Source organism: Pseudomonas sp. Leaf434 (assembly GCF_001425545.1).
GTDB lineage: Bacteria > Pseudomonadota > Gammaproteobacteria > Pseudomonadales > Pseudomonadaceae > Aquipseudomonas > Aquipseudomonas siliginis.
In genome coordinates this window covers 341,620-360,710 of the sequence record NZ_LMQZ01000001.1, presented here as the reverse complement: position 1 = coordinate 360,710, position 19,091 = coordinate 341,620, and the positions used below count along the sequence as shown (strand labels likewise).

Here is a 19,091-nt window from a genome sequence, read left to right as displayed (position 1 = left end):
GTGTCGCGACCTCAGCCGCGCTCACCTTGCAGCCATTGCAACTGGACTTCGTGCTGACCGCGATCGTCGGTGACGAAGATCGTGCCTTCGCTGATCATCACGTCCCACTTGATGACGCGGGGCATGTCCTTGGCCAGGGTCTCCAGCACTTCTTGCGGGACGGCGGCGATGTTGACGTTTTTCAGGTTCTTGATCGCCGGGATCACCTTGGTTTCCCACACACGCAGGCTGCCGTAGGCCAGCAGGCTGGTGCGTTCGGTGCGGCGCGAGCACCAGGTCAGGCGATCGGCATCCGGCTGGCCGACTTCGATCCAGTGCAGGACACGGTCGTCCAGGCTCTTTTCCCACAAGGCCGGTTCATCCACGTCTGACAGACCACGGCCGAACGACAGCTGCTCGTTGTACCAGAGCGCGTAGGCCAGCAGCCGCACAGTCATGCGTTCTTCGGTCTCCGAAGGATGACGGGCGATAGTCTGCTTGACGCTTTCGTAGACGCTGCGGTCGAGGTCGGTGAGGTTCAGTTCGAATTTGTAGGTAGTGGACGGCTGTGCCATGAACGGGCTTCTTGATACGAGGAAAGTCGGCAAGTCTAACCGATGCCACAGGCAATCATCGAATTGATGGCAATCCAGCTGCGGCGTCTGACAGCCGGCTATGTTAAAACCCTGTATCCGTTCAGCCTTGTCCTACAGGATTTCGCATGCCGTTCACCAGCAAACCGCTCTCGGGTCTGAAAGTCATTGAATTGGGTACGCTGATCGCCGGGCCGTTTGCCTCGCGCATTTGCGGCGAATTCGGCGCCGAAGTGATCAAGATCGAATCGCCTGACGGCGGCGATCCCCTGCGCAAATGGCGCAAGTTGTACGAAGGCACCTCGTTGTGGTGGTTTGTCCAGGCGCGCAACAAGAAGTCGCTGACCCTCAATCTGAAACACCCCGACGGCTTGGCGGTCCTGAAACAACTGCTGGGCGAAGCTGACATCCTCATCGAGAATTTCCGCCCCGGCGTACTGGAAAAACTCGGTCTGAGCTGGGAAACCCTGCACGCACTGAACCCGAAACTGGTGCTGGTGCGCCTGTCCGGTTTCGGTCAGACCGGGCCGATGAAAGATCAGCCCGGCTTCGGCGCGGTCGGCGAATCCATGGGCGGCCTGCGGTACATCACCGGTTTCGAAGACCGGCCACCGGTGCGTACCGGGATTTCCATCGGCGATTCGATTGCCGCGCTGTGGGGCGTGATCGGTGCACTGATGGCGCTGCGTCATCGCGAGGTCAATGGCGGACTGGGCCAAGTGGTCGACGTTGCGCTGTACGAAGCTATCTTCGCGATGATGGAAAGCATGGTGCCGGAGTTCGACGTCTTCGGTTTCATCCGCGAGCGCAGCGGTAACATCATGCCGGGCATCACGCCCTCTTCGATCCACACCAGTGCCGACGGCAAACATGTGCAGATCGGCGCCAATGGTGATGCGATCTTCAAACGCTTCATGCTCGTGATTGGCCGCGCAGATCTTGCCAACGACCCGGTGCTGGCCAGTAACGACGGACGTGACAGTCGCCGGGACGAGTTGTATGGCGTGATTGATCGCTGGGTCAATTCCTTACCGCTGCAGACCGTTCTCGACTTGCTCAATCAGGCCGACGTACCGGTCAGCCGGATCTTCAGCGCCGAGGACATGTTCAACGATCCGCAATACCTGGCGCGGGAGATGTTCCTGCATGCCAAGCTGCCGGACGGCAAGGATTTCAAGATGCCCGGCATCGTGCCGAAGCTGTCGGAAACGCCGGGCTCGTCCGAATGGGTCGGACCGCAGCTTGGCGAACACAATGCGCAGGTGCTTGGCGATCTGGGCTACGACGCGGCGCAAATCGCTCGGCTGCGCGAAGACGGGGCCATTTGAGCAACGCTGGAGGTTTGGTTTTCGAGCAAAAAGCTGTGCACAGGGCAAACGCCGGGCAAAAGAAACCCCGAGAAGTGGGGAGACGACTCGGGGTTAAACGGGGTCTGCTTCGAGACCCGTAGCAGCAAGCGACAAGCACCGGAGCACAATGCTTGATCCTGCTGTTATGGGGTCTGACTGACAGGGATGCAGGAAGGTTCCCACAAAAAATATTTCATCTTTACAGGGCCGGACGCTTGTCCAGAGCTGCATTGCGCAACGCCGCAATGACGCAGGGTTCCAGCCGCCCTTCGGCGATCATCACGTCACGGTGCAGGCCGTCCACCACGTCGGTCAGCAAGCGCTTGTCGCTCAACTGGGCCTGATTGAATTCGCGTTCCACCACAATGGCGCCGCTGCTGTTCTTCAGCGTCACCAGACATTCACCATGGCTGCCGCGAGGGGTCAGCGTCACCTGATACGGGCTCAGAGCCTCACCGAGCAATAGACTGATACTTTCCATCTCGATCTCCACTCAATAGTCCGAAAACACAGTGCCTGGGGCGTGTTCACATTAAATGACCACCGGCCCGAGAAGAAAGTTCTGCCTGTCACGTTCCGACCTTGCAGGACCGTGTCTGACAGAGCATGCATGGCGAAGATGACAGAAAAATATTCGCCGGTATCAGGCCTCGATGAGTGCCTGCGCAGTGATCAGATAACTGTCCAGCAGACCTCGCATCAACACCGCCGAAACCGGTGTCTGCAGACGCCCCAGCAGGCGCAGGCGTTGTTGACGAAGCACCGGCTCCAGATCACTCAACAAACTCTGCGCGACCGAGCCCAGCAGAATCAGGGCACGCGCCTCATGGTGCGCCGCCAGGTGATGAATCAATGCCAACCCATCGCCACCTTTGAGCTGCGGATCGCAAATGGCGATATCGACCGCACCGCGATGCCCCAGTGAAGACAGGGCTGACGCCAGCGACGGCGCGGTCAATACGTCGTAGATGCCGATGGCATTGAGCATTTGATGCAATGCCATCAGCTGGAACGGGTTGGGTTCAAGAATCAGGACTTTAAGCGAGCGCATGGGCGACCTCTGGAGCGATCATCGCGGACTCTCACCGCAGGTGTCGTTCACTCTAGGGCAGGCGTCTTAAGCCTCCCATCAGAAAAGTAGCCGCGTCTTGCAGGACATTTCCCTTCTTTACTGCAGACAGCGGCACCCGCTCTCGGTCCGACGCTGGGTGATGTCGGTCCAGCCGCCCAACAAGCCGCGCAATTTGCCGTCGCCGCTGTAAAACGGCACGGTCCACTGATAAACCTCGCGAGGCCCGCCCTTGAACAGCAGTTGGCGTTTGCTGAAGCGCGACTTGCGGGTTTGCAACTGGGCGATGAATTCGTCGTGGAGCATCCGCGCGGTGGTTTCCGGAAACGCATCGACTTCGATCAGCAAGCGTCCCTGCATCTGGTCCTGGCGCACCGACAGCGCCTCTTCGTAACTGCGATTGCAGATGATCAAACGCCCGTGCAGATCACGGACAAACACCGGATCCGGCATCGAATCGATCAGAGCGTGCTGAAAGGCCAGTTGATCGCCCAACTCCTTTTCCGCCGCGCAGCGCAGCTTGATCACGGCCGCCAGGCGCCGGTTCCACACCAGCGACAGCATTCCGAAAACGCCGATTCCCCCCATCGCCCAGCATGCCCACTCGACCAGGCGCTTCCACACGGAGGGCACGGGCGGCGGCGAAACGCCTGCCAGCCACTTGAGACGAATCGCCCGCAACTCCGCAGCAGGGAAAGCTTCCAGCGCCTTGTTAAGAATACTCAGTAGTTGCGGCATGCCTTTTCGTACAGCCAGATGATCGGCTTCCCACTTGCCCTCTACCAGAGCACCGACCTTGAGCATGCCCAACGGATAGAGCTGCGCGCCGATTTCGTTTTCGATGGTTGCGTAGGCTTCCCCACTCTCGACCAGCGCCCGCGCTTCGGCGTAGGTTTTCACCGAGCGTATTTCAATCGACGGATAATCGCGCCGAATCGCATCCTCCAGGGCATGACGGGCGGGCAGCACCAGAACGCGCTTCGCCAGTTGCTCGAAAGACTCCACCCTCGGGGCATTGGCATGTCCGACAAACACCCAGCCAGCCCCTCCGAAAGCATGACTGAAATCGAGAAAGGCCTTGCGTTCATCGCTCATGGCCAACGTCGTACTGATGTCCGCGACCCCGCTTTGCAGGCGATCGAGCATATGGTCGGTAGAGAACGATTCCTGGTGCTCGAATTGCAGTCCGGTCATTGCGCTGACCCGCTTGAGCACATCGTTGTTCAGACCGCTCCACTGGCCGTGTTCGTCCTGAAACAGGTACAGCGGATATTGCACCGATGCCACCGTTACTCTGGGGTTGTCACGGATCCATTGCCGCTCGTGCGCATCCAGTTCGACAACCGGCACAGTGCCCGACGCATTGGCCTGATCGAGTGCCATCTGCGCTGCCACGCCGCTGTGCATCCATCCCAGCACCGCCAACAAAAACAACCAGCCCAGTGCCGGTTTCAAACCTCTGTAAAACAGCATTGCCATTTCCTTCGTGATCGACTCACCCGTCCTTCGTGGGTGAAAACCCGAGCAGTGTGGCAGCAGAAACAAAAAAGCCCGTCAGCAGACGGGCTTCAAAATGTGACAGCTTTTACTGGCTTAGAGTGGCTTGCCGCGGTTGCCATGCTGGCTGACAAAGGCTTGCACGGCTTTCAGGTCGTTTGGCAGAACCGTGCAACGCTCGTTTCGCTCAAACAAATCAGAAAGATGTGCAGGTAGTTCGAGCGCTTTTCCTACACCCGCTTTCTCCACTGCCTCAGGAAACTTGACCGGATGGGCAGTGCCCAGAATTACCATCGGGATATCCAGACTGCGACGGCATTCGCGCGCAGCTTTCACACCGATGGCAGTGTGCGGGTCGAGGACTTCACCGGTTTGCTCGTAGACGTCGGCGATGGTTTCGCAGGTCTGCGCATCGTCCACCGCCAGCGAATCGAACAGCTTGCGTGCTTCGGTCCAGCGTTCTTGTTCGACGCTGAAACTGCCGTCCTTTTTGAACGAGTCCATCAGGCCGGCAATCGCCGCACCGTTACGCCCGTGCAGGTCGAACAGCAGGCGCTCGAAGTTCGACGACACCATGATATCCATCGACGGCGACAGCGTCGCGTGCAGGGTTTCCTTGACGTACTGGTTGCCGCTCATGAAGCGGTGCAGGATGTCGTTGCGGTTGGTTGCCACGATCAACTGATTGATCGGCAGGCCCATGTTGCGCGCCAGGTAGCCGGCGAAGATGTCGCCGAAGTTGCCGGTCGGTACCGAGAACGACACCGAACGCGCCGGACCGCCCAACTGCAGGGACGCATGGAAGTAGTAAACGATCTGGGCCATGATCCGCGCCCAGTTGATCGAGTTCACCGCCACCAGACGCGTGCCTTTTAGGAAGCTCTGGTCGGCGAAGCTGTTCTTGACCATTTCCTGGCAGTCATCGAAGTTGCCTTCGATGGCGATGTTGTGGATGTTCTCGCCGAAGATCGTCGTCATCTGCCGACGCTGCACTTCCGATACACGCTGATGCGGGTGCAGGATGAAGATGTCGACGTTTTCGCAGTGCTTGCAGCCTTCGATGGCCGCAGAACCGGTATCACCAGAGGTGGCACCGACAATCACCACGCGCTCACCGCGCTTTTCCAGCACGTAATCAAGCAGACGACCGAGCAGTTGCAGAGCGAAGTCCTTGAACGCCAGGGTCGGGCCATGGAACAGCTCCAACACCCATTCATTACCGTCCAACTGACGCAGTGGCGCAACGGCGCTGTGGGCGAACACACCGTAGGTTTCTTCGAGGATCTTCTTGAAATCGGCATCCGGGATGCTGCCGGTGACAAACGGGCGCATCACCCGGAAGGCCAGCTCGTGATACGGCAGGCCGGCCCAGGAAGCGATCTCTTCCTGAGTGAAACGTGGCAGGTTTTCCGGGACGTACAGACCGCCATCGGTCGCCAGACCGGCCAGCAGGACCTCTTCGAAATTCAGGGCCGGGGCCTGGCCGCGAGTACTGATATATCGCATTTTTTTCAAACCTTCGGTTTGAGCTGCAAGCTGCAAGCTGCAAGTCGCAAGTAAAAGCCAGACTGCTTCTCTCTTGCCGCTTGCAGCTCGAAGCTTGCCGCTGCTTTTTAGTTCAAATGTTCGACACGGATCCGTACAACCGGGCCGTCGACGCCAGCCAGTGCTTCCAGCGCGGTGATCGCATCGTTGATGCGCTGCTCGACCACGCGGTGGGTCAGCAGGATCATCGGCACCAGGCCGTCATGTTCTTCGACTTCCTTCTGCATGATCGATTCGATATTGATGCCGCGCTCCGACAGGATGCTCGCCACCTGAGCCAGTACGCCCGGGTGGTCCTTGGCGTGGATTCGCAGGTAGTAAGCGCTTTCGCAGGCTTCGATCGGCAGGATCGGATGCGCCGACAGCGAGTCAGGCTGGAAGGCCAGGTGCGGTACACGGTTTTCCGGGTCGGAAGTCATCGCGCGAACCACGTCGACCAGATCGGCGATCACCGACGAAGCGGTCGGCTCCATGCCAGCGCCGGCGCCATAGAACAGCGTCGAACCGGCGGCGTCACCGTTGACCATCACTGCGTTCATCACGCCGTTGACGTTGGCGATCAGGCGATCGGCCGGAATCAGCGTCGGGTGCACGCGCAATTCGATGCCGGCGTCAGTGCTGCGCGCCACACCCAAGTGCTTGATGCGATAGCCCAGCGCTTCGGCGTAGTTGACGTCGGCAGTGGTCAGTTTGGTGATGCCTTCGGTGTACGCCTTGTCGAATTGCAGCGGAATACCGAAGGCGATAGACGCCAGAATGGTCAGCTTGTGCGCGGCATCGATGCCTTCGACGTCGAAGGTCGGATCGGCTTCGGCGTAACCCAGCGCCTGCGCTTCGGCGAGTACGTCTTCAAACGTACGGCCCTTCTCGCGCATTTCGGTGAGGATGAAGTTGCCGGTGCCGTTGATGATCCCGGCAACCCAGTTGATGCGGTTGGCGGACAGGCCTTCGCGGATCGCCTTGATCACCGGAATGCCACCGGCCACCGCCGCTTCGAATGCCACGATCACGCCTTTCTCGCGTGCCTTGGCGAAAATCTCATTACCGTGAACGGCTATCAGCGCCTTGTTCGCGGTGACCACATGCTTGCCATTCTCGATGGCCTTGAGTACCAGCTCGCGGGCAACGGTGTAGCCGCCCATCAGCTCTATGACGATGTCGATCTCAGGGTTCGTGGCCACTTCGAAGACATCGTTGGTAATCGCAATACCGGTCGTCTGGAACTGAGGCTTTGGCGTGCGCGTGGCAATTTGTGCCACTTCGATTCCACGCCCGGCACGACGAGCAATTTCCTCGGCGTTGCGCTGAAGTACGTTGAAGGTACCGCCACCGACGGTCCCTAACCCACAGATGCCTACTTTGACCGGATTCACTGTGAACTCCCCATGAAACGGCCGACACAGGGTCGGCCGGAAAACAACCGCGTGCTCGCGGCTCTCTGTTGATGGCCCGGCGCTGCTGCTGCCGGACCACGATCGTCAACGGTTACCCGTGACGATGCGAATTACTTCGCGCCCAGTGCCAGTTTGGCGACTTGTGGCGCCGGCTGGTAGCCCGGAATGACCTGGCCGTCGGCCAAAACGATGGCCGGTGTGCCATTCACGCCGATCGACTGACCGAGCGCGAACTGTTTGGAAACCGGGTTATCGCACTTGGCGGCTTTGATTTCCTTGCCATCGACCATTTTGTCCATGGCAGCTTTCTTGTCTTTCGAACACCACACTGCTTGCAGCTGCTCGTCACCCGGCGAATTCAGGCCCTGGCGCGGGAACGCCACGTAGCGCACTTCGATGCCGCGCTTGTTCAGCTCGGGCACTTCGGCATGCAGTTTGTGGCAGTACGGGCAGGTGGTGTCGGTGAACACGGTGATGTGCGATTTGGTCTCGCCCACGGCCGGGTAGACCACGGTTTCGGCCACCGGGATGGCATTGATCAGTTTGGAAATGCCCAGGCGTTCGGTCTTCTCGGTCAGGTTGACCGGTTTGCCATTCGCGAGCTGGTACAGGTTGCCCTGCACGATGTACTGGCCATCGGCACTGGCGTACAGCACGCGGCTGCCTTTGAGTTTGACTTCGTACATGCCAGGCAACGGGCTGGCACTGATGCTTTCGACCGGAACCTCGAGTTCGAGTTTTTCCAGGCTTTGACGAATGGCTTTGTCAGCCGCGTCGTCGGCGACGGCAAAGGTGCTCACCAGCGCAATAGCGGCGGCGGCGAAAATCTGGGTCAGACGCATGAGTACTCCTGAGGGCGGGCCAATGAAACGATCAGAACGCCCGTGCGAAACACCGGGTCATAACCGTCCATCGTGCAAACCGGCAAAGCCTAACACATAAGGTCACGAGGGCCGAATGCGCCTGTCGCCACACACTCATGTGCAACTGACACATCTTCATGCTTGTACAGTTGACCCACAACCACATGTGGCTGACACACATTATTGTGGCGAGGGGATTTATCCCCGCCGGGTTGCGAAGCAGCCCTAAACCATCCACCGCGATCTTTCAGTCAAAATCGAGCCAGCCGGGTTTGCGACTGCTGCGCAGCCGAACGGGGATAAATCCCCTCGCCACAGGTCAGTATTTCAACATTATGGGATGTGTCAGCCGCGTGGGTGGTGTTTGGCGTGAAGATCCTGCAATCGGGCGCGGGCGACATGGGTATAGATCTGCGTCGTAGAGAGGTCGCTGTGCCCGAGCAGCATCTGCACCACGCGCAAGTCCGCGCCATGGTTGAGCAGGTGCGTGGCAAATGCGTGGCGCAAGGTATGCGGCGACAGCGACTTGCTGATCCCGGCGACCTTGGCCTGATGCTTGATCCGATGCCAGAACGTCTGCCGGGTCATCTGCTCGCCGCGCTGGCTGGGGAACAGCACATCGCTGGGGCGGCCACCGAGTAATTCTTGACGGCCATCACGCATATAGCGCTCGACCCAGACAATCGCCTCCTCGCCCATCGGCACCAGACGCTCCTTGCTGCCCTTGCCCATCACCCGCAATACGCCCTGGCGCAGGTTGACCTGCTCCAGTGTCAGGCTGATCAGTTCGGTCACGCGCAGGCCACAGGCATACAGCACTTCCAGCATCGCGCGGTCACGCTGGCCGATGGCGTCACTCAGGTCCGGAGCCTTGAGCAGTGCTTCGACATCGGCTTCCGACAGCGATTTGGGCAACGGCCGGCCCAGTTGCGGCATGTCGACGCGCAACGTCGGGTCGACGCTGATCAGCTTTTCCCGCAGCAGATAGCGATAAAAGCCACGCACCCCGGAGAGAAATCTCGCGGTGGAGCGCGGCTTGTAGTTTTGCTCCAGCCGCCACGCCAGGTGATCGAGGACCAATTCGCGACCGGCATTGATCAGCTCGAGATTTTTCTCCTGCAACCAGCCGTTGAACAGCGCGAGGTCGCTGCGATAGGCGTCGCGGGTGTTGTCGGACAGGCCTTTCTCCAGCCATAAAGCGTCGAGGAATTGATCAATCAGCGGATGGTCGATGGCAGGCATGGGTGCTCAGGGCAGGCAGTTTCAACACTGCGCGCAAATAGACAGTGAACGACGGGAATGGCCGCTAGTCTTTCATAGCCAGCCAGATCAAGGAACAGGGAGCATCAATGAACGAGCAGCAAATTCTCTTGGCATTTGGCGGGATCGGCGCGGCGGCGCTGGTTGTCAGTGGCTGGCATGGCGCCTGAAGCTGCCGGCCATTCTGTTTCTGCTGCTGACCGGCATTCTGGCCGGCCCGCTGCTGGGTTGGCTCGACCCGCAGGAAATGTTCGGCCCGCTGCTGATGCCACTGGTGTCGCTGGCAGTAGCGCTGATCCTGTTCGAAGGCAGCCTGACCCTGCACCTGTCGGAATGGAAAGAGATCGGCAGCGTCGTTCATCGACTGGTGACCCTCGGTGCGATTTCGACCTGGATCGTCATCGCGGTAGCCACGCATTTCCTGCTGGGCTTCGACTGGATGCTGGCGATTCTGTTTGGCAGCCTGACGCTGGTCACCGGTCCGACCGTAATTGTGCCGATGCTGCGGGTGGTGCGGCCAAAAGCCTCGATCGCCAACATCCTGCGCTGGGAAGGCATCGTCATCGATCCGATCGGCGCTCTGCTCGCCGTCGTGGTGTACAGCTTCATCATCGCCAGCGCTGAAGGGCATGGCCTCAAGCAAAGTCTTCTCACCTTCGGCGGGGTGATCCTCTGCGGCGCCGTGTTTGGTGTCGTCGGTGGCTGGCTGCTGGGGACGGTGATCCGGCGTCAGTGGCTGCCGGAATACTTGCATAACCTGGCCTCGCTGGCAGCGGTGCTGGCAATCTTCATCGGTGCCAACCAAGTGATGCATGAGTCCGGCCTGCTGGCGGTGACGCTGATGGGCATGTGGCTGGCCAACATGAAAGGCGTGGACGTGCGGCACATCTTGCACTTCAAGGAAAACCTCAGCGTGTTGCTGATTTGCGGACTGTTCATCCTGCTCGCGGCGCGCCTGGACCTGAACGCGTTGATCGGTCTGGGACCGCTGGTGTTGATTCTGCTGCTGGTGATCCAGTTGATCGCTCGCCCATTGAATGTTTTGCTCAGCACCGCCGGTTCCAGTCTCAGCTGGCGTGAACGGGCGTTGCTGTGCTGGATCGCGCCACGCGGGATCGTCGCAGCGGCTGTCTCAGCGATTTTCGCGATTCGCCTGGATGAATCCGGACATGAAGGCGCCCTGCTGCTGGTGCCGCTGACCTTTGCGGTGATCATCGGTACCGTGGTTTTGCAAAGCGCAACGGCGCGACCGCTGGCACGGCTGTTAAAGGTCGCCGAACCGGCGCCGAGCGGTTTTCTGATCGTTGGAGCCAATAGCCCGGCCCGCGCATTGGGCAAGTCGCTGCAGCAACTGGGCAGTCGCGTACTGCTGACCGATTCGAGCTGGGAGAATATCCGCGCGGCACGCATGGAAGGCTTGCCGACTTATTTCGGCAACCCGGCGTCGCAGCATGCTGACGCGCATCTGGACCTGGTGGGGTTGGGGCATTTGCTGGCGCTGTCACCGTCGGGCGAGCTGAACACATTGGCGGCGATGCGCTTTCGTCATGACTTCGGTCATCAGCGCCTGTTCGGTCTGGCCAGCGGCCATGAAAGCCGCCGCAGCGATAAACATCTGGCGAGCCTGGAACACCGGGGCAATCAGTTGGGCAGTGAGGCACTGACCTATTCGAAACTGGCCGGCCAGATGGGCCAGGGTGCCGAGCTGTACAGCACAACCTTGACGGATGGGTTTGGCTGGGATGATTACCGGGCGCTGCACGGCAATCGCGCAACGTTGCTGTTCATGCGTGATGACAGCGGCTGGGTGCACGTGGTGACGCCGGAAACGGCGTTGAAGCCGGGGGCTGGGTGGACGTTGCTGGCGTTGATTCAACCAGAAGGTTCCAGCGCCTGATGGATCGATTCGCGAGCAGGCTCGCTCCCACTGTATTCCTGTGGGAGCGAGCCTGCTCGCGAAGGCCGCGACTGGGTCACGGACAGACTGAAGATCTTTGCAGCACAAATCCCGGGCAACAAAAAAGCAGCCCGTAGGCTGCTTTTTTCTGCATCGGAGGCTAGGCTTAAGCCAGTTTTTCCTTGATGCGTGCTGCTTTACCCGACAGGTCGCGCAGGTAGTACAGCTTGGCTTTACGTACGTCACCGCGACGTTTAACAGCCATGCTGTCGATCTGCGGGGAGTAGGTCTGGAAAGTACGTTCTACGCCAACACCGTTGGAGATTTTACGAACGGTGAACGCACTGTTCACGCCGCGGTTACGCTTGGCGATTACAACGCCTTCGAACGCTTGCAGACGGGAACGATCGCCTTCCTTCACTTTCACCTGAACGACAATAGTGTCGCCTGGGGCGAAGGTAGGGATTTCTTTGCTCATCTGCTCTGCTTCGAGTGCAAGGATGATTTTGTTGGTCATGCTGTGCTCCTAAGGTAAATCGTTCGATCTACCATCGATACGTTGTTAACTATCGTCCCGCTCGCGGATGTATTCCTCGAGCAGCTTCTTCTCTTCTCCAGAAAGCGAGCGGCTTTCCAGAAGATCGGCGCGTCGTTCATAGGTCCGACCAAGGGACTGCTGTAAACGCCAACGCCGGATATGCGCGTGATTGCCACTCAGCAACACGTCGGGAACACGCTGATCCGCATACACCTCCGGTCGGGTGTAGTGCGGGCAATCCAGCAGACCATCCGTAAAGGAATCTTCCTCAGCGGAATCCGCATGCCCTAAAGCTCCAGGCAGCAGTCGTGTAACCGCATCGATCAGGACCATGGCCGGCAGCTCGCCGCCAGACAGTACATAGTCGCCAATCGACCACTCTTCATCGACATGAGCCTCAATAAAGCGCTCGTCAATGCCTTCGTAGCGGCCGGCAATCAGGATCAATGCATCCGATTGTGCCAGCTCGCGTACCGCCGACTGAGTCAGTTGACGGCCTTGGGGGGACAGGTAAATCACCTTCGCCGCCTCCCCGGCTGCTGCCTTGGCCTGAGCCAGCGCATCTTCCAGGGGCTTGATCTTCATCACCATGCCCGGACCACCGCCAAACGGGCGATCGTCCACAGTGTGATGCCGATCCGTCGTGTAATCTCGCGGATTCCAACAGGTCAGCTGCAAGAGCCCCTGTTTGACCGCACGACTGGTGATGCCGTAATCGCCAATGGCGGAAAACATCTCGGGAAACAAACTGATCACTTCTACGCGCAAGTTAGCCACGTTCAGAAGTCCGCGTCCCAATCCACCTTCATCTCGCCCGCTTCCAGGTCGACGGCCAACACGCATTGCTCCGTATAGGGCAACAGGCGTTCGCGATCATCCAGGCTGCCAGCGCAAGGCTTGACGACCATTACATCATTGGCGCCGGTTTCCAGAAGATGATCGATTTTCCCGAGCAGTTGCCCGAGGGTGTCGATGACCTTCAGACCTTCCAGCTGGTACCAGTAGTACTCGCCTTCGGTCAATTCAGCGAACAGGTTGCGCGGCACGCAGATCTCATAACCGGCCAGAAGACGAGCTTCTTCACGATCATCGAGACCCTTGAGCTTGGCGACCAGGAACTTGTCGCTCCCGCGTCCACTGACCAGCTCGACCTGTTTGACATTGCCTTCGCGCTTGAGCGTCCAGGTTTTGTACTGCAACAGGTTTTCAGTCGGATCAGTAAAGGAATAAACCTTCACTTCGCCGCGAACGCCATGAACAGAATAAATTTTGCCAATAACGATCAAATCATCGGCAGGGGCTGGCGTCGCGTTCATATTGCTCAGGCCGCAGCCTTGGCAGATTCCTTCAACAACTGAGCAACGCGCTCAGAAGGTTGTGCACCAACGCTCAGCCAGTAGGCAACGCGCTCTTGGTTCACGGACAGACGGATTTCCTGACCACGGGCAACAGGGTTGAAGAAACCAACCTGTTCTTTGTGGGAGCCGTCACGCGGGTTACGCGAGTCGGTTACGGTCAGGTGGTAAAACGGGCGCTTTTTGGAGCCGCCAAGGGCAAGACGGATTGTTAGCATGTGAACATCGTTCCTGTAGTCGGTGCTGCAAATCTAAATGCACAGCGGGCATGGGTGCCCGAAAGGCCGCATATTCTAAGGAATATCCGGACTTTTGCAAATGACTTTTTCCGGCGCCCATGGCATGCCGTGCAGATTTGCATAGAGAGCCGTCGTTAAAAACGGCCAGTCAGCTCCCGCCGAGTGCGGGTTTGCTGTTGATCCTGCGTCCTTGCAGGGTCTGCGCCGGTGCGACGACCGGCGAAGTCTTGGTGTCCTGTCTCACATTTTCGGCATGCCGCCGCCGGGCAACATACCGCCCATGCCGCGCATCATTTTCGCCATACCGCCCTTGGCGGTGAATTTCTTCATCATCTTCTGCATCTGCTTGTGCTGCTTGATCAAGCGGCCGATGTCCTGCACCTGCGTGCCGGAACCCATGGCGATCCGACGCTTGCGCGAACCGCTGATCAGCTCAGGGTCGCGGCGCTCGGCCGGGGTCATGGAATTGATGATGGCTTCCATCTGTTTGAATTGTTTCTCTGCGGCATTCTGGGCGTTGCCCATCTGCGACAGGTTGACGCCGCCGATGCTCGGCAGTTTGTCCATGAGGCCGCCGAGGCCGCCCATGTTCTTCATCTGTTGCAGCTGATCGCGGAAGTCTTCGAGGTCGAAGCCCTTGCCCTTTTTCAGCTTCTTGGCCAGTTTGTCGGCCTTGTCCTTGTCCAGCGTCGCTTCAGCTTGTTCGATCAGGCTGAGCACGTCGCCCATGCCGAGGATGCGCGAGGCGATACGCTCAGGGTGGAACGGATCGAGCGCTTCGCTCTTCTCGCCCATACCGATGAACTTGATCGGCTTGCCGGTGATGGCGCGCACCGACAGTGCGGCACCGCCACGGGCGTCGCCGTCGACCTTGGTCAGGATTACGCCGGTCAGCGGCAGCGCATCGCCGAAGGCCTTGGCGGTGTTGGCGGCGTCCTGACCGGTCATGGCGTCGACCACGAACAGGGTTTCGACCGGGTTGATCGCGGCGTGCAGCGCCTTGATCTCGCCCATCATCTCTTCGTCGATGTGCAGACGACCGGCGGTGTCGACGATGACCACGTCGATGAATTTCAGTTTGGCTTCTTTAATAGCCGCATTGGCGATGTCGACCGGCTTCTGGCTCAGATCGGACGGGAAGAATGTCACGCCAATGTCGTTGGCCAGGGTTTCCAGTTGCTTGATCGCGGCCGGACGGTAAATGTCCGCAGACACGACCATGACCGACTTCTTCTTGCGCTCTTTAAGGAAGCGCGCCAGCTTACCGGCAGTGGTGGTTTTACCCGCGCCCTGCAGACCGGCCATCAGAATCACGGCTGGCGGAACGGCACTCAGGTTGAGGTCTTCGTTGGCCGCGCCCATCAGGCTTTCGAGTTCGGCCTGGACGATCTTCACGAACGCCTGGCCCGGCGTCAGGCTGCGCGACACCTCGGTGCCGACAGCGCGCTCCTTGACCGAATTGACGAAGTCCTTGACCACCGGCAGTGCGACGTCAGCTTCGAGCAACGCCATGCGCACTTCACGCAGGGTGTCTTTGATATTGTCCTCGGTCAGCTTCGCCTTGCCGGTGACATGGCGCAGCGTCTGCGAGAGACGGTCGGTTAAGTTTTCAAACATTGCGCGATCCTTTCAGGCCCTGTACGAACCGGGATAATGGCGGCCCAGACCGGAATCAACATGTGCTCGGCGAGCCTGCGGCGTGGGCAGGTCGCGGATTATAGCGAAGACTGCGGCCGGCGGACACCTCGCCGTCAGCTTGCGGAGTCTTTCGTGCCGTGGCGGTTCTATGCCAAACTCAGCGCCTTTCGGGCTCGCCTAACAGGATTTATGCTCCCCTTGTCACCCAGTTTGCTGACCACCCTCGCCGCCGCCCTGCTCTATGCCGCTGCGACCGTCTATCAAAGCACTCGCCTGGCCACCGGCGCCAAGGCGAACAAGCGCCTGCTGGTCAGCCTCGGCGTCTTCGCCGTGCTCGCCCACGGCGCCAGCCTGCTTACTCATCTATTGACCCCGATCGGCCTCGGCCTGGACTTCTTCAGCGCGTCCAGCCTTATCGCCGCTGCGGTGATTGCCCTGACTCTGCTGGCCTGTTCGCGGATCCCGGTGGAAAACCTGCTGGTGCTCCTGTTCCCGCTCGGTGCGATCACGGTATTGCTGGCGCAGTTCGCGCCGACCGGCACAGTGCAGATCATCGACGAAGAGCCGGGCATTCTCGCGCACATTCTACTGTCGATCCTCGCCTACGGCATGTTCACCATCGCCGTGTTCCAGGCGTTGCTGCTGCTGGTTCAGGACCATCAGCTCAAACACAAGCACCCGTCCGGGCTGATCAAGAACTTCCCGCCCCTGCAAACCATGGAAAGCCTGCTGTTCGGCTTTCTCTGGGCCGGCTGGACGCTGCTGTCGCTGTCGCTGATTTCCGGTTGGCTGTTCGTTGAGAATCTGTTCGCCCAGCATCTGGTGCACAAGACCCTGCTGGCCTGTCTGGCATGGATCGTCTTCAGCGTGCTGCTGTGGGGTCGCAACCGACTGGGCTGGCGCGGCCACAAGGCGATTCGCTGGACCCTCGCCGGTTTCTGCCTGCTGATGCTGGCGTACTTCGGCAGCAAACTGGTTCGTGAATACATACTGCACATCTGACGGGCGGCATAAATGGACGGTTTGCCCATAGGGCCGATGCTCGCGGTATTTGTCCTGCTGATCTTATGGTCAGGGCTGTTTACCGCCGTCGAAATCGCGCAGCAGCACTTGCTCGCGCAACGGATCGCCTCGCGCGCCAGCGACAAGCCGCTGGCGAAGCTGAGCTTCCCGCTCGACAGCCTGATCCTCTGCAACACCCTGTGCCGCGCCCTCGCGGTGATCCTCGCGACGCTGCTGGCGATTTTTCTCTGCGAAGAAAATGGCCCGTGGGCGGCCTGCCTGGGCGCCGGTGGCATCCTGTTGGTGTTCGCCGATTATTTCCCACGCACCGTGGCCCGGCGCTATCCCGACGCCGTGCTGGCGTTCGGCAATGCCCTGCTGGCCGTACCGATGAAAATCGTCTACCCGTTCGCGTGGCTGTTCAGCCGGGTCAGCGCTTTGCTGCTGAGCCCGTTCACGCGCAAGGCTCAGGTGGTGCAACAGAGCGAGGACGAGTTGCCGGCCGATCACGATGATGATCCCGAACATCCGGTCCGCGCCCACCCGGTGTCGGGCATTCATGCGCTGGACAACATCACGGTCAACGACATTCTGGTGCCGCGCAGTGACGTCGACGGCATCAACCTCGACGATCCGATCGAAGAGATCATCGAGCAACTGCGCGAGAACAAGCGCACGCGTCTGCCGGTGTTTCACAGTGACATCAATCAGGTCGAAGCGGTGCTCAACACTCGCCAGATCGGCCATTTGCTGAGCAACGGCGGATTGACCCGCGAGGCGCTGCTGGCCGCCAGCTACGAGCCCTACTTCGTCCCGGAAAGCACGCCGCTGCAATTGCAACTGCTGAACTTCCACAAACAGCAACGCCGTCTCGGCATGGTCGTGGACGAGTACGGTGAAGTGCTGGGCATCGTCACCCTTGAAGACATTCTCGAAGAAATCGTCGGCGAATTCGAAAGCGAGCACAGCCTCGACAATCCGCACATTCATCCCCAGGCCGACGGTCGAATGGTGATCGATGGCGCCGCGTCGATCCGCGACCTGAACAAGTGCCTGGGCTGGCACCTGCCGAGCGACGGGCCGAAGACCCTGAACGGCCTGGTCACCGAAGCGCTGGAAACCATTCCGGAAAGCGCGGTGTGCCTGAAGATCGGGCGTTATCGACTGGAAATCCTCGAGACCGAAGAGAACCGGGTGAGCAAGGTGCTGATCTGGCATACCTCTTCTGCTCCTGCTTTGGTGCCCGCCAGATAAAAGATCAAAAGATCAAAAGATCGCAGCCTTCGGCAGCTCCTACCCTGCGATCTTTTGCGCTTGTTTGATCGTTAGCCCCCTTCCTATAATCGAGGCGCTTACCCAAGCGCCGTCGATCCCTGTGCCTACCCGGCACTGCCCGGATCCTGGCTGTTTCCGCTGCAAACCGACGACTGTTCCTACTCGAAACAGCGCTCGCGCCCTACCCCACATCCCTGGGTGTTCCACCATAATAATTCGCTCCACTGGAGCTCATGACTGTCAGGGATCACCGCATGACGACCCATACCGCTTACAGCGAAACCGCGCCTGCCCAGCCGACCAATTCCGCCACCCGCGTGGCCACGGCAAGCTTTATCGGCACTGCTATCGAGTTCTACGACTTCTACGTTTACGCCACTGCTGCGGCGCTTGTGATCGGGCCGGTGTTCTTTCCGCAGACCTCCGGCACGGCGCAGATGCTTTCGGCGTTTCTCACTTTCGGCATTGCCTTCCTCGCCCGACCACTGGGTTCAGCACTGTTTGGCCACTTCGGCGACCGCATCGGGCGCAAGTCGACGCTGGTCGCCTCGCTGCTGTTGATGGGCGTGTGCACCACCTTGATTGGCGTGCTACCGGGCTACGACAGCATTGGTGCCTGGGCGCCGATTCTGCTGTGCGTGCTGCGTTTCGGTCAGGGCCTGGGCCTTGGCGGCGAATGGGGCGGTGCGGCGCTGCTGGCCACGGAAAACGCGCCGAAGGGCAAACGCGCCTGGTTCGGCATGTTCCCGCAGCTCGGGCCATCGATTGGTTTTCTTGCGGCCAACGGCCTGTTTCTGACCCTGGCGATGACCCTGGATGATGAACAGTTCCGCAGCTGGGGCTGGCGCATTCCGTTTCTGCTCAGCGCGGCGCTGGTGATGGTCGGCCTGTATGTGCGCCTCAAATTGCATGAAACGCCAGTGTTCGCCAATGCGATCGCCCGTCAGGAGCGAGTGAAAGTGCCGCTGGTCGAGTTGTTCAGCCAATACTGGGCGCCGACCCTGCTCGGTGCGGCGGCAATGGTCGTCTGCTATGCGCTGTTCTATATCTCGACAGTGTTTTCCCTGAGCTACGGCGTATCGACGCTGGGTTACAGCCGCGAAACGTTCCTCGGCCTGCTGTGCTTTGCCGTGTTGTTCATGGCCGCCGCGACGCCATTGTCAGCCTGGGCCAGCGACCGTTACGGGCGCAAACCGGTGCTGATCATCGGTGGCGTGCTGGCGATTCTGTCCGGGTTCCTGATGGAACCGTTGCTGACGCAGGGCTCGACCTGGGGCGTGGCGCTGTTTCTGTGCATCGAGTTGTTTTTGATGGGCGTGACATTCGCACCGATGGGCGCGCTGTTGCCTGAGCTGTTTCCGACCCACGTGCGTTATACCGGCGCATCAGCGGCGTACAACCTGGGCGGCATCGTCGGGGCCTCGGCGGCGCCGTTCTTTGCGCAGAAACTGGTGGCGATGGGCGGGTTGAGCTATGTCGGCGGGTATGTGTCGGCGGCAGCGGTGTTGAGCCTGATCGCGGTGTTGTGTTTGAAGGAGACGCGCAATAACGATCTGAATCAGGTTGCCTGACAGAAGATCAAGAGCTTCGCGAGCAGG

General features: G+C 59.7%; 17 protein-coding genes and 1 pseudogene. 5 read left to right on the top strand and 13 right to left on the bottom strand.

Features of this window, described 5'->3' with window-relative positions:
- Positions 1-11 precede the first annotated feature (11 nt).
- A complete protein-coding gene (locus ASG55_RS01550; RefSeq protein ID WP_007908961.1) occupies positions 12-554 on the bottom strand; it encodes a YaeQ family protein in 543 nt (180 codons plus the stop codon).
- Positions 555-700: 146 nt separating this feature from the next.
- Here ASG55_RS01550 and ASG55_RS01545 point away from each other — a divergent pair, with 146 nt between their 5' ends.
- Complete coding sequence (locus ASG55_RS01545; RefSeq protein WP_056783129.1) at positions 701-1,900, top strand: CaiB/BaiF CoA transferase family protein; 1,200 nt, start codon at positions 701-703, stop codon at positions 1,898-1,900.
- A gap of 220 nt (positions 1,901-2,120) precedes the next feature.
- Here ASG55_RS01545 and ASG55_RS01540 read toward each other — a convergent pair whose 3' ends face one another.
- The 7 genes from ASG55_RS01540 to xerD form a co-directional block, all read right to left on the bottom strand.
- Positions 2,121-2,402: a DUF3509 domain-containing protein gene (locus ASG55_RS01540; RefSeq protein ID WP_016771530.1), complete on the bottom strand. Its 282-nt coding sequence runs from the start codon at positions 2,400-2,402 to the stop codon at positions 2,121-2,123.
- A gap of 162 nt (positions 2,403-2,564) precedes the next feature.
- Positions 2,565-2,972, bottom strand: coding sequence for a response regulator (locus tag ASG55_RS01535; protein WP_041478191.1), 408 nt, complete (start codon positions 2,970-2,972; stop codon positions 2,565-2,567).
- A 117-nt stretch (positions 2,973-3,089) separates the two neighbouring features.
- Positions 3,090-4,463 (bottom strand): transporter substrate-binding domain-containing protein, encoded by a 1,374-nt coding sequence (locus ASG55_RS01530; RefSeq protein WP_056783127.1) that lies wholly within the window; start codon positions 4,461-4,463, stop codon positions 3,090-3,092.
- A 120-nt stretch (positions 4,464-4,583) separates the two neighbouring features.
- The gene (thrC, locus tag ASG55_RS01525; protein WP_056783125.1) at positions 4,584-5,993 is read right to left on the bottom strand and encodes a threonine synthase; all 1,410 of its coding nucleotides are present in this window, start codon (positions 5,991-5,993) and stop codon (positions 4,584-4,586) included.
- A 107-nt stretch (positions 5,994-6,100) separates the two neighbouring features.
- Positions 6,101-7,405 (bottom strand): homoserine dehydrogenase, encoded by a 1,305-nt coding sequence (locus ASG55_RS01520; protein ID WP_024011722.1) that lies wholly within the window; start codon positions 7,403-7,405, stop codon positions 6,101-6,103.
- Between the two features lie 131 nt (positions 7,406-7,536).
- A complete protein-coding gene (dsbC, locus tag ASG55_RS01515; protein WP_016771534.1) occupies positions 7,537-8,268 on the bottom strand; it encodes a bifunctional protein-disulfide isomerase/oxidoreductase DsbC in 732 nt (243 codons plus the stop codon).
- Between the two features lie 366 nt (positions 8,269-8,634).
- The gene (gene xerD, locus ASG55_RS01510; protein WP_056783123.1) at positions 8,635-9,531 is read right to left on the bottom strand and encodes a site-specific tyrosine recombinase XerD; all 897 of its coding nucleotides are present in this window, start codon (positions 9,529-9,531) and stop codon (positions 8,635-8,637) included.
- A 107-nt stretch (positions 9,532-9,638) separates the two neighbouring features.
- Between xerD and ASG55_RS01505 the strand changes: the two are divergent.
- Positions 9,639-11,446 (top strand): annotated as a pseudogene (locus ASG55_RS01505) (cation:proton antiporter).
- A 166-nt stretch (positions 11,447-11,612) separates the two neighbouring features.
- Here the strand turns inward: ASG55_RS01505 and rplS are convergent.
- The 5 genes from rplS to ffh form a co-directional block, all read right to left on the bottom strand.
- Entirely contained in the window at positions 11,613-11,963 is a 351-nt protein-coding gene (gene rplS / locus ASG55_RS01500; protein WP_041478196.1) for a 50S ribosomal protein L19, read from the bottom strand.
- A 45-nt stretch (positions 11,964-12,008) separates the two neighbouring features.
- On the bottom strand, positions 12,009-12,761 hold the full coding sequence (gene trmD, locus ASG55_RS01495) for a tRNA (guanosine(37)-N1)-methyltransferase TrmD (protein WP_038860625.1): 753 nt from the start codon (positions 12,759-12,761) through the stop codon (positions 12,009-12,011).
- Positions 12,762-12,763: 2 nt separating this feature from the next.
- Positions 12,764-13,300 (bottom strand): ribosome maturation factor RimM, encoded by a 537-nt coding sequence (rimM, locus tag ASG55_RS01490; RefSeq protein WP_016771538.1) that lies wholly within the window; start codon positions 13,298-13,300, stop codon positions 12,764-12,766.
- A gap of 5 nt (positions 13,301-13,305) precedes the next feature.
- Positions 13,306-13,557 carry a 30S ribosomal protein S16 gene (rpsP, locus tag ASG55_RS01485; protein WP_003185073.1) on the bottom strand — a complete coding sequence of 84 codons (252 nt, stop codon included), beginning with the start codon at positions 13,555-13,557 and terminating at the stop codon, positions 13,306-13,308.
- 261 nt (positions 13,558-13,818) lie between these two features.
- Positions 13,819-15,195: a signal recognition particle protein gene (gene ffh / locus ASG55_RS01480; protein ID WP_007967791.1), complete on the bottom strand. Its 1,377-nt coding sequence runs from the start codon at positions 15,193-15,195 to the stop codon at positions 13,819-13,821.
- A gap of 210 nt (positions 15,196-15,405) precedes the next feature.
- Here ffh and ASG55_RS01475 point away from each other — a divergent pair, with 210 nt between their 5' ends.
- The 3 genes from ASG55_RS01475 to ASG55_RS01465 all read left to right on the top strand — a co-directional run bounded on the left by ASG55_RS01475 (position 15,406) and on the right by ASG55_RS01465 (position 19,064).
- Positions 15,406-16,218 carry a cytochrome C assembly family protein gene (locus ASG55_RS01475; protein WP_016771539.1) on the top strand — a complete coding sequence of 271 codons (813 nt, stop codon included), beginning with the start codon at positions 15,406-15,408 and terminating at the stop codon, positions 16,216-16,218.
- 12 nt (positions 16,219-16,230) lie between these two features.
- Positions 16,231-17,472 (top strand): CNNM domain-containing protein, encoded by a 1,242-nt coding sequence (locus tag ASG55_RS01470; protein ID WP_056783122.1) that lies wholly within the window; start codon positions 16,231-16,233, stop codon positions 17,470-17,472.
- A gap of 275 nt (positions 17,473-17,747) precedes the next feature.
- Positions 17,748-19,064, top strand: coding sequence for an MFS transporter (locus ASG55_RS01465; RefSeq protein ID WP_016771542.1), 1,317 nt, complete (start codon positions 17,748-17,750; stop codon positions 19,062-19,064).
- Positions 19,065-19,091 lie beyond the last annotated feature (27 nt).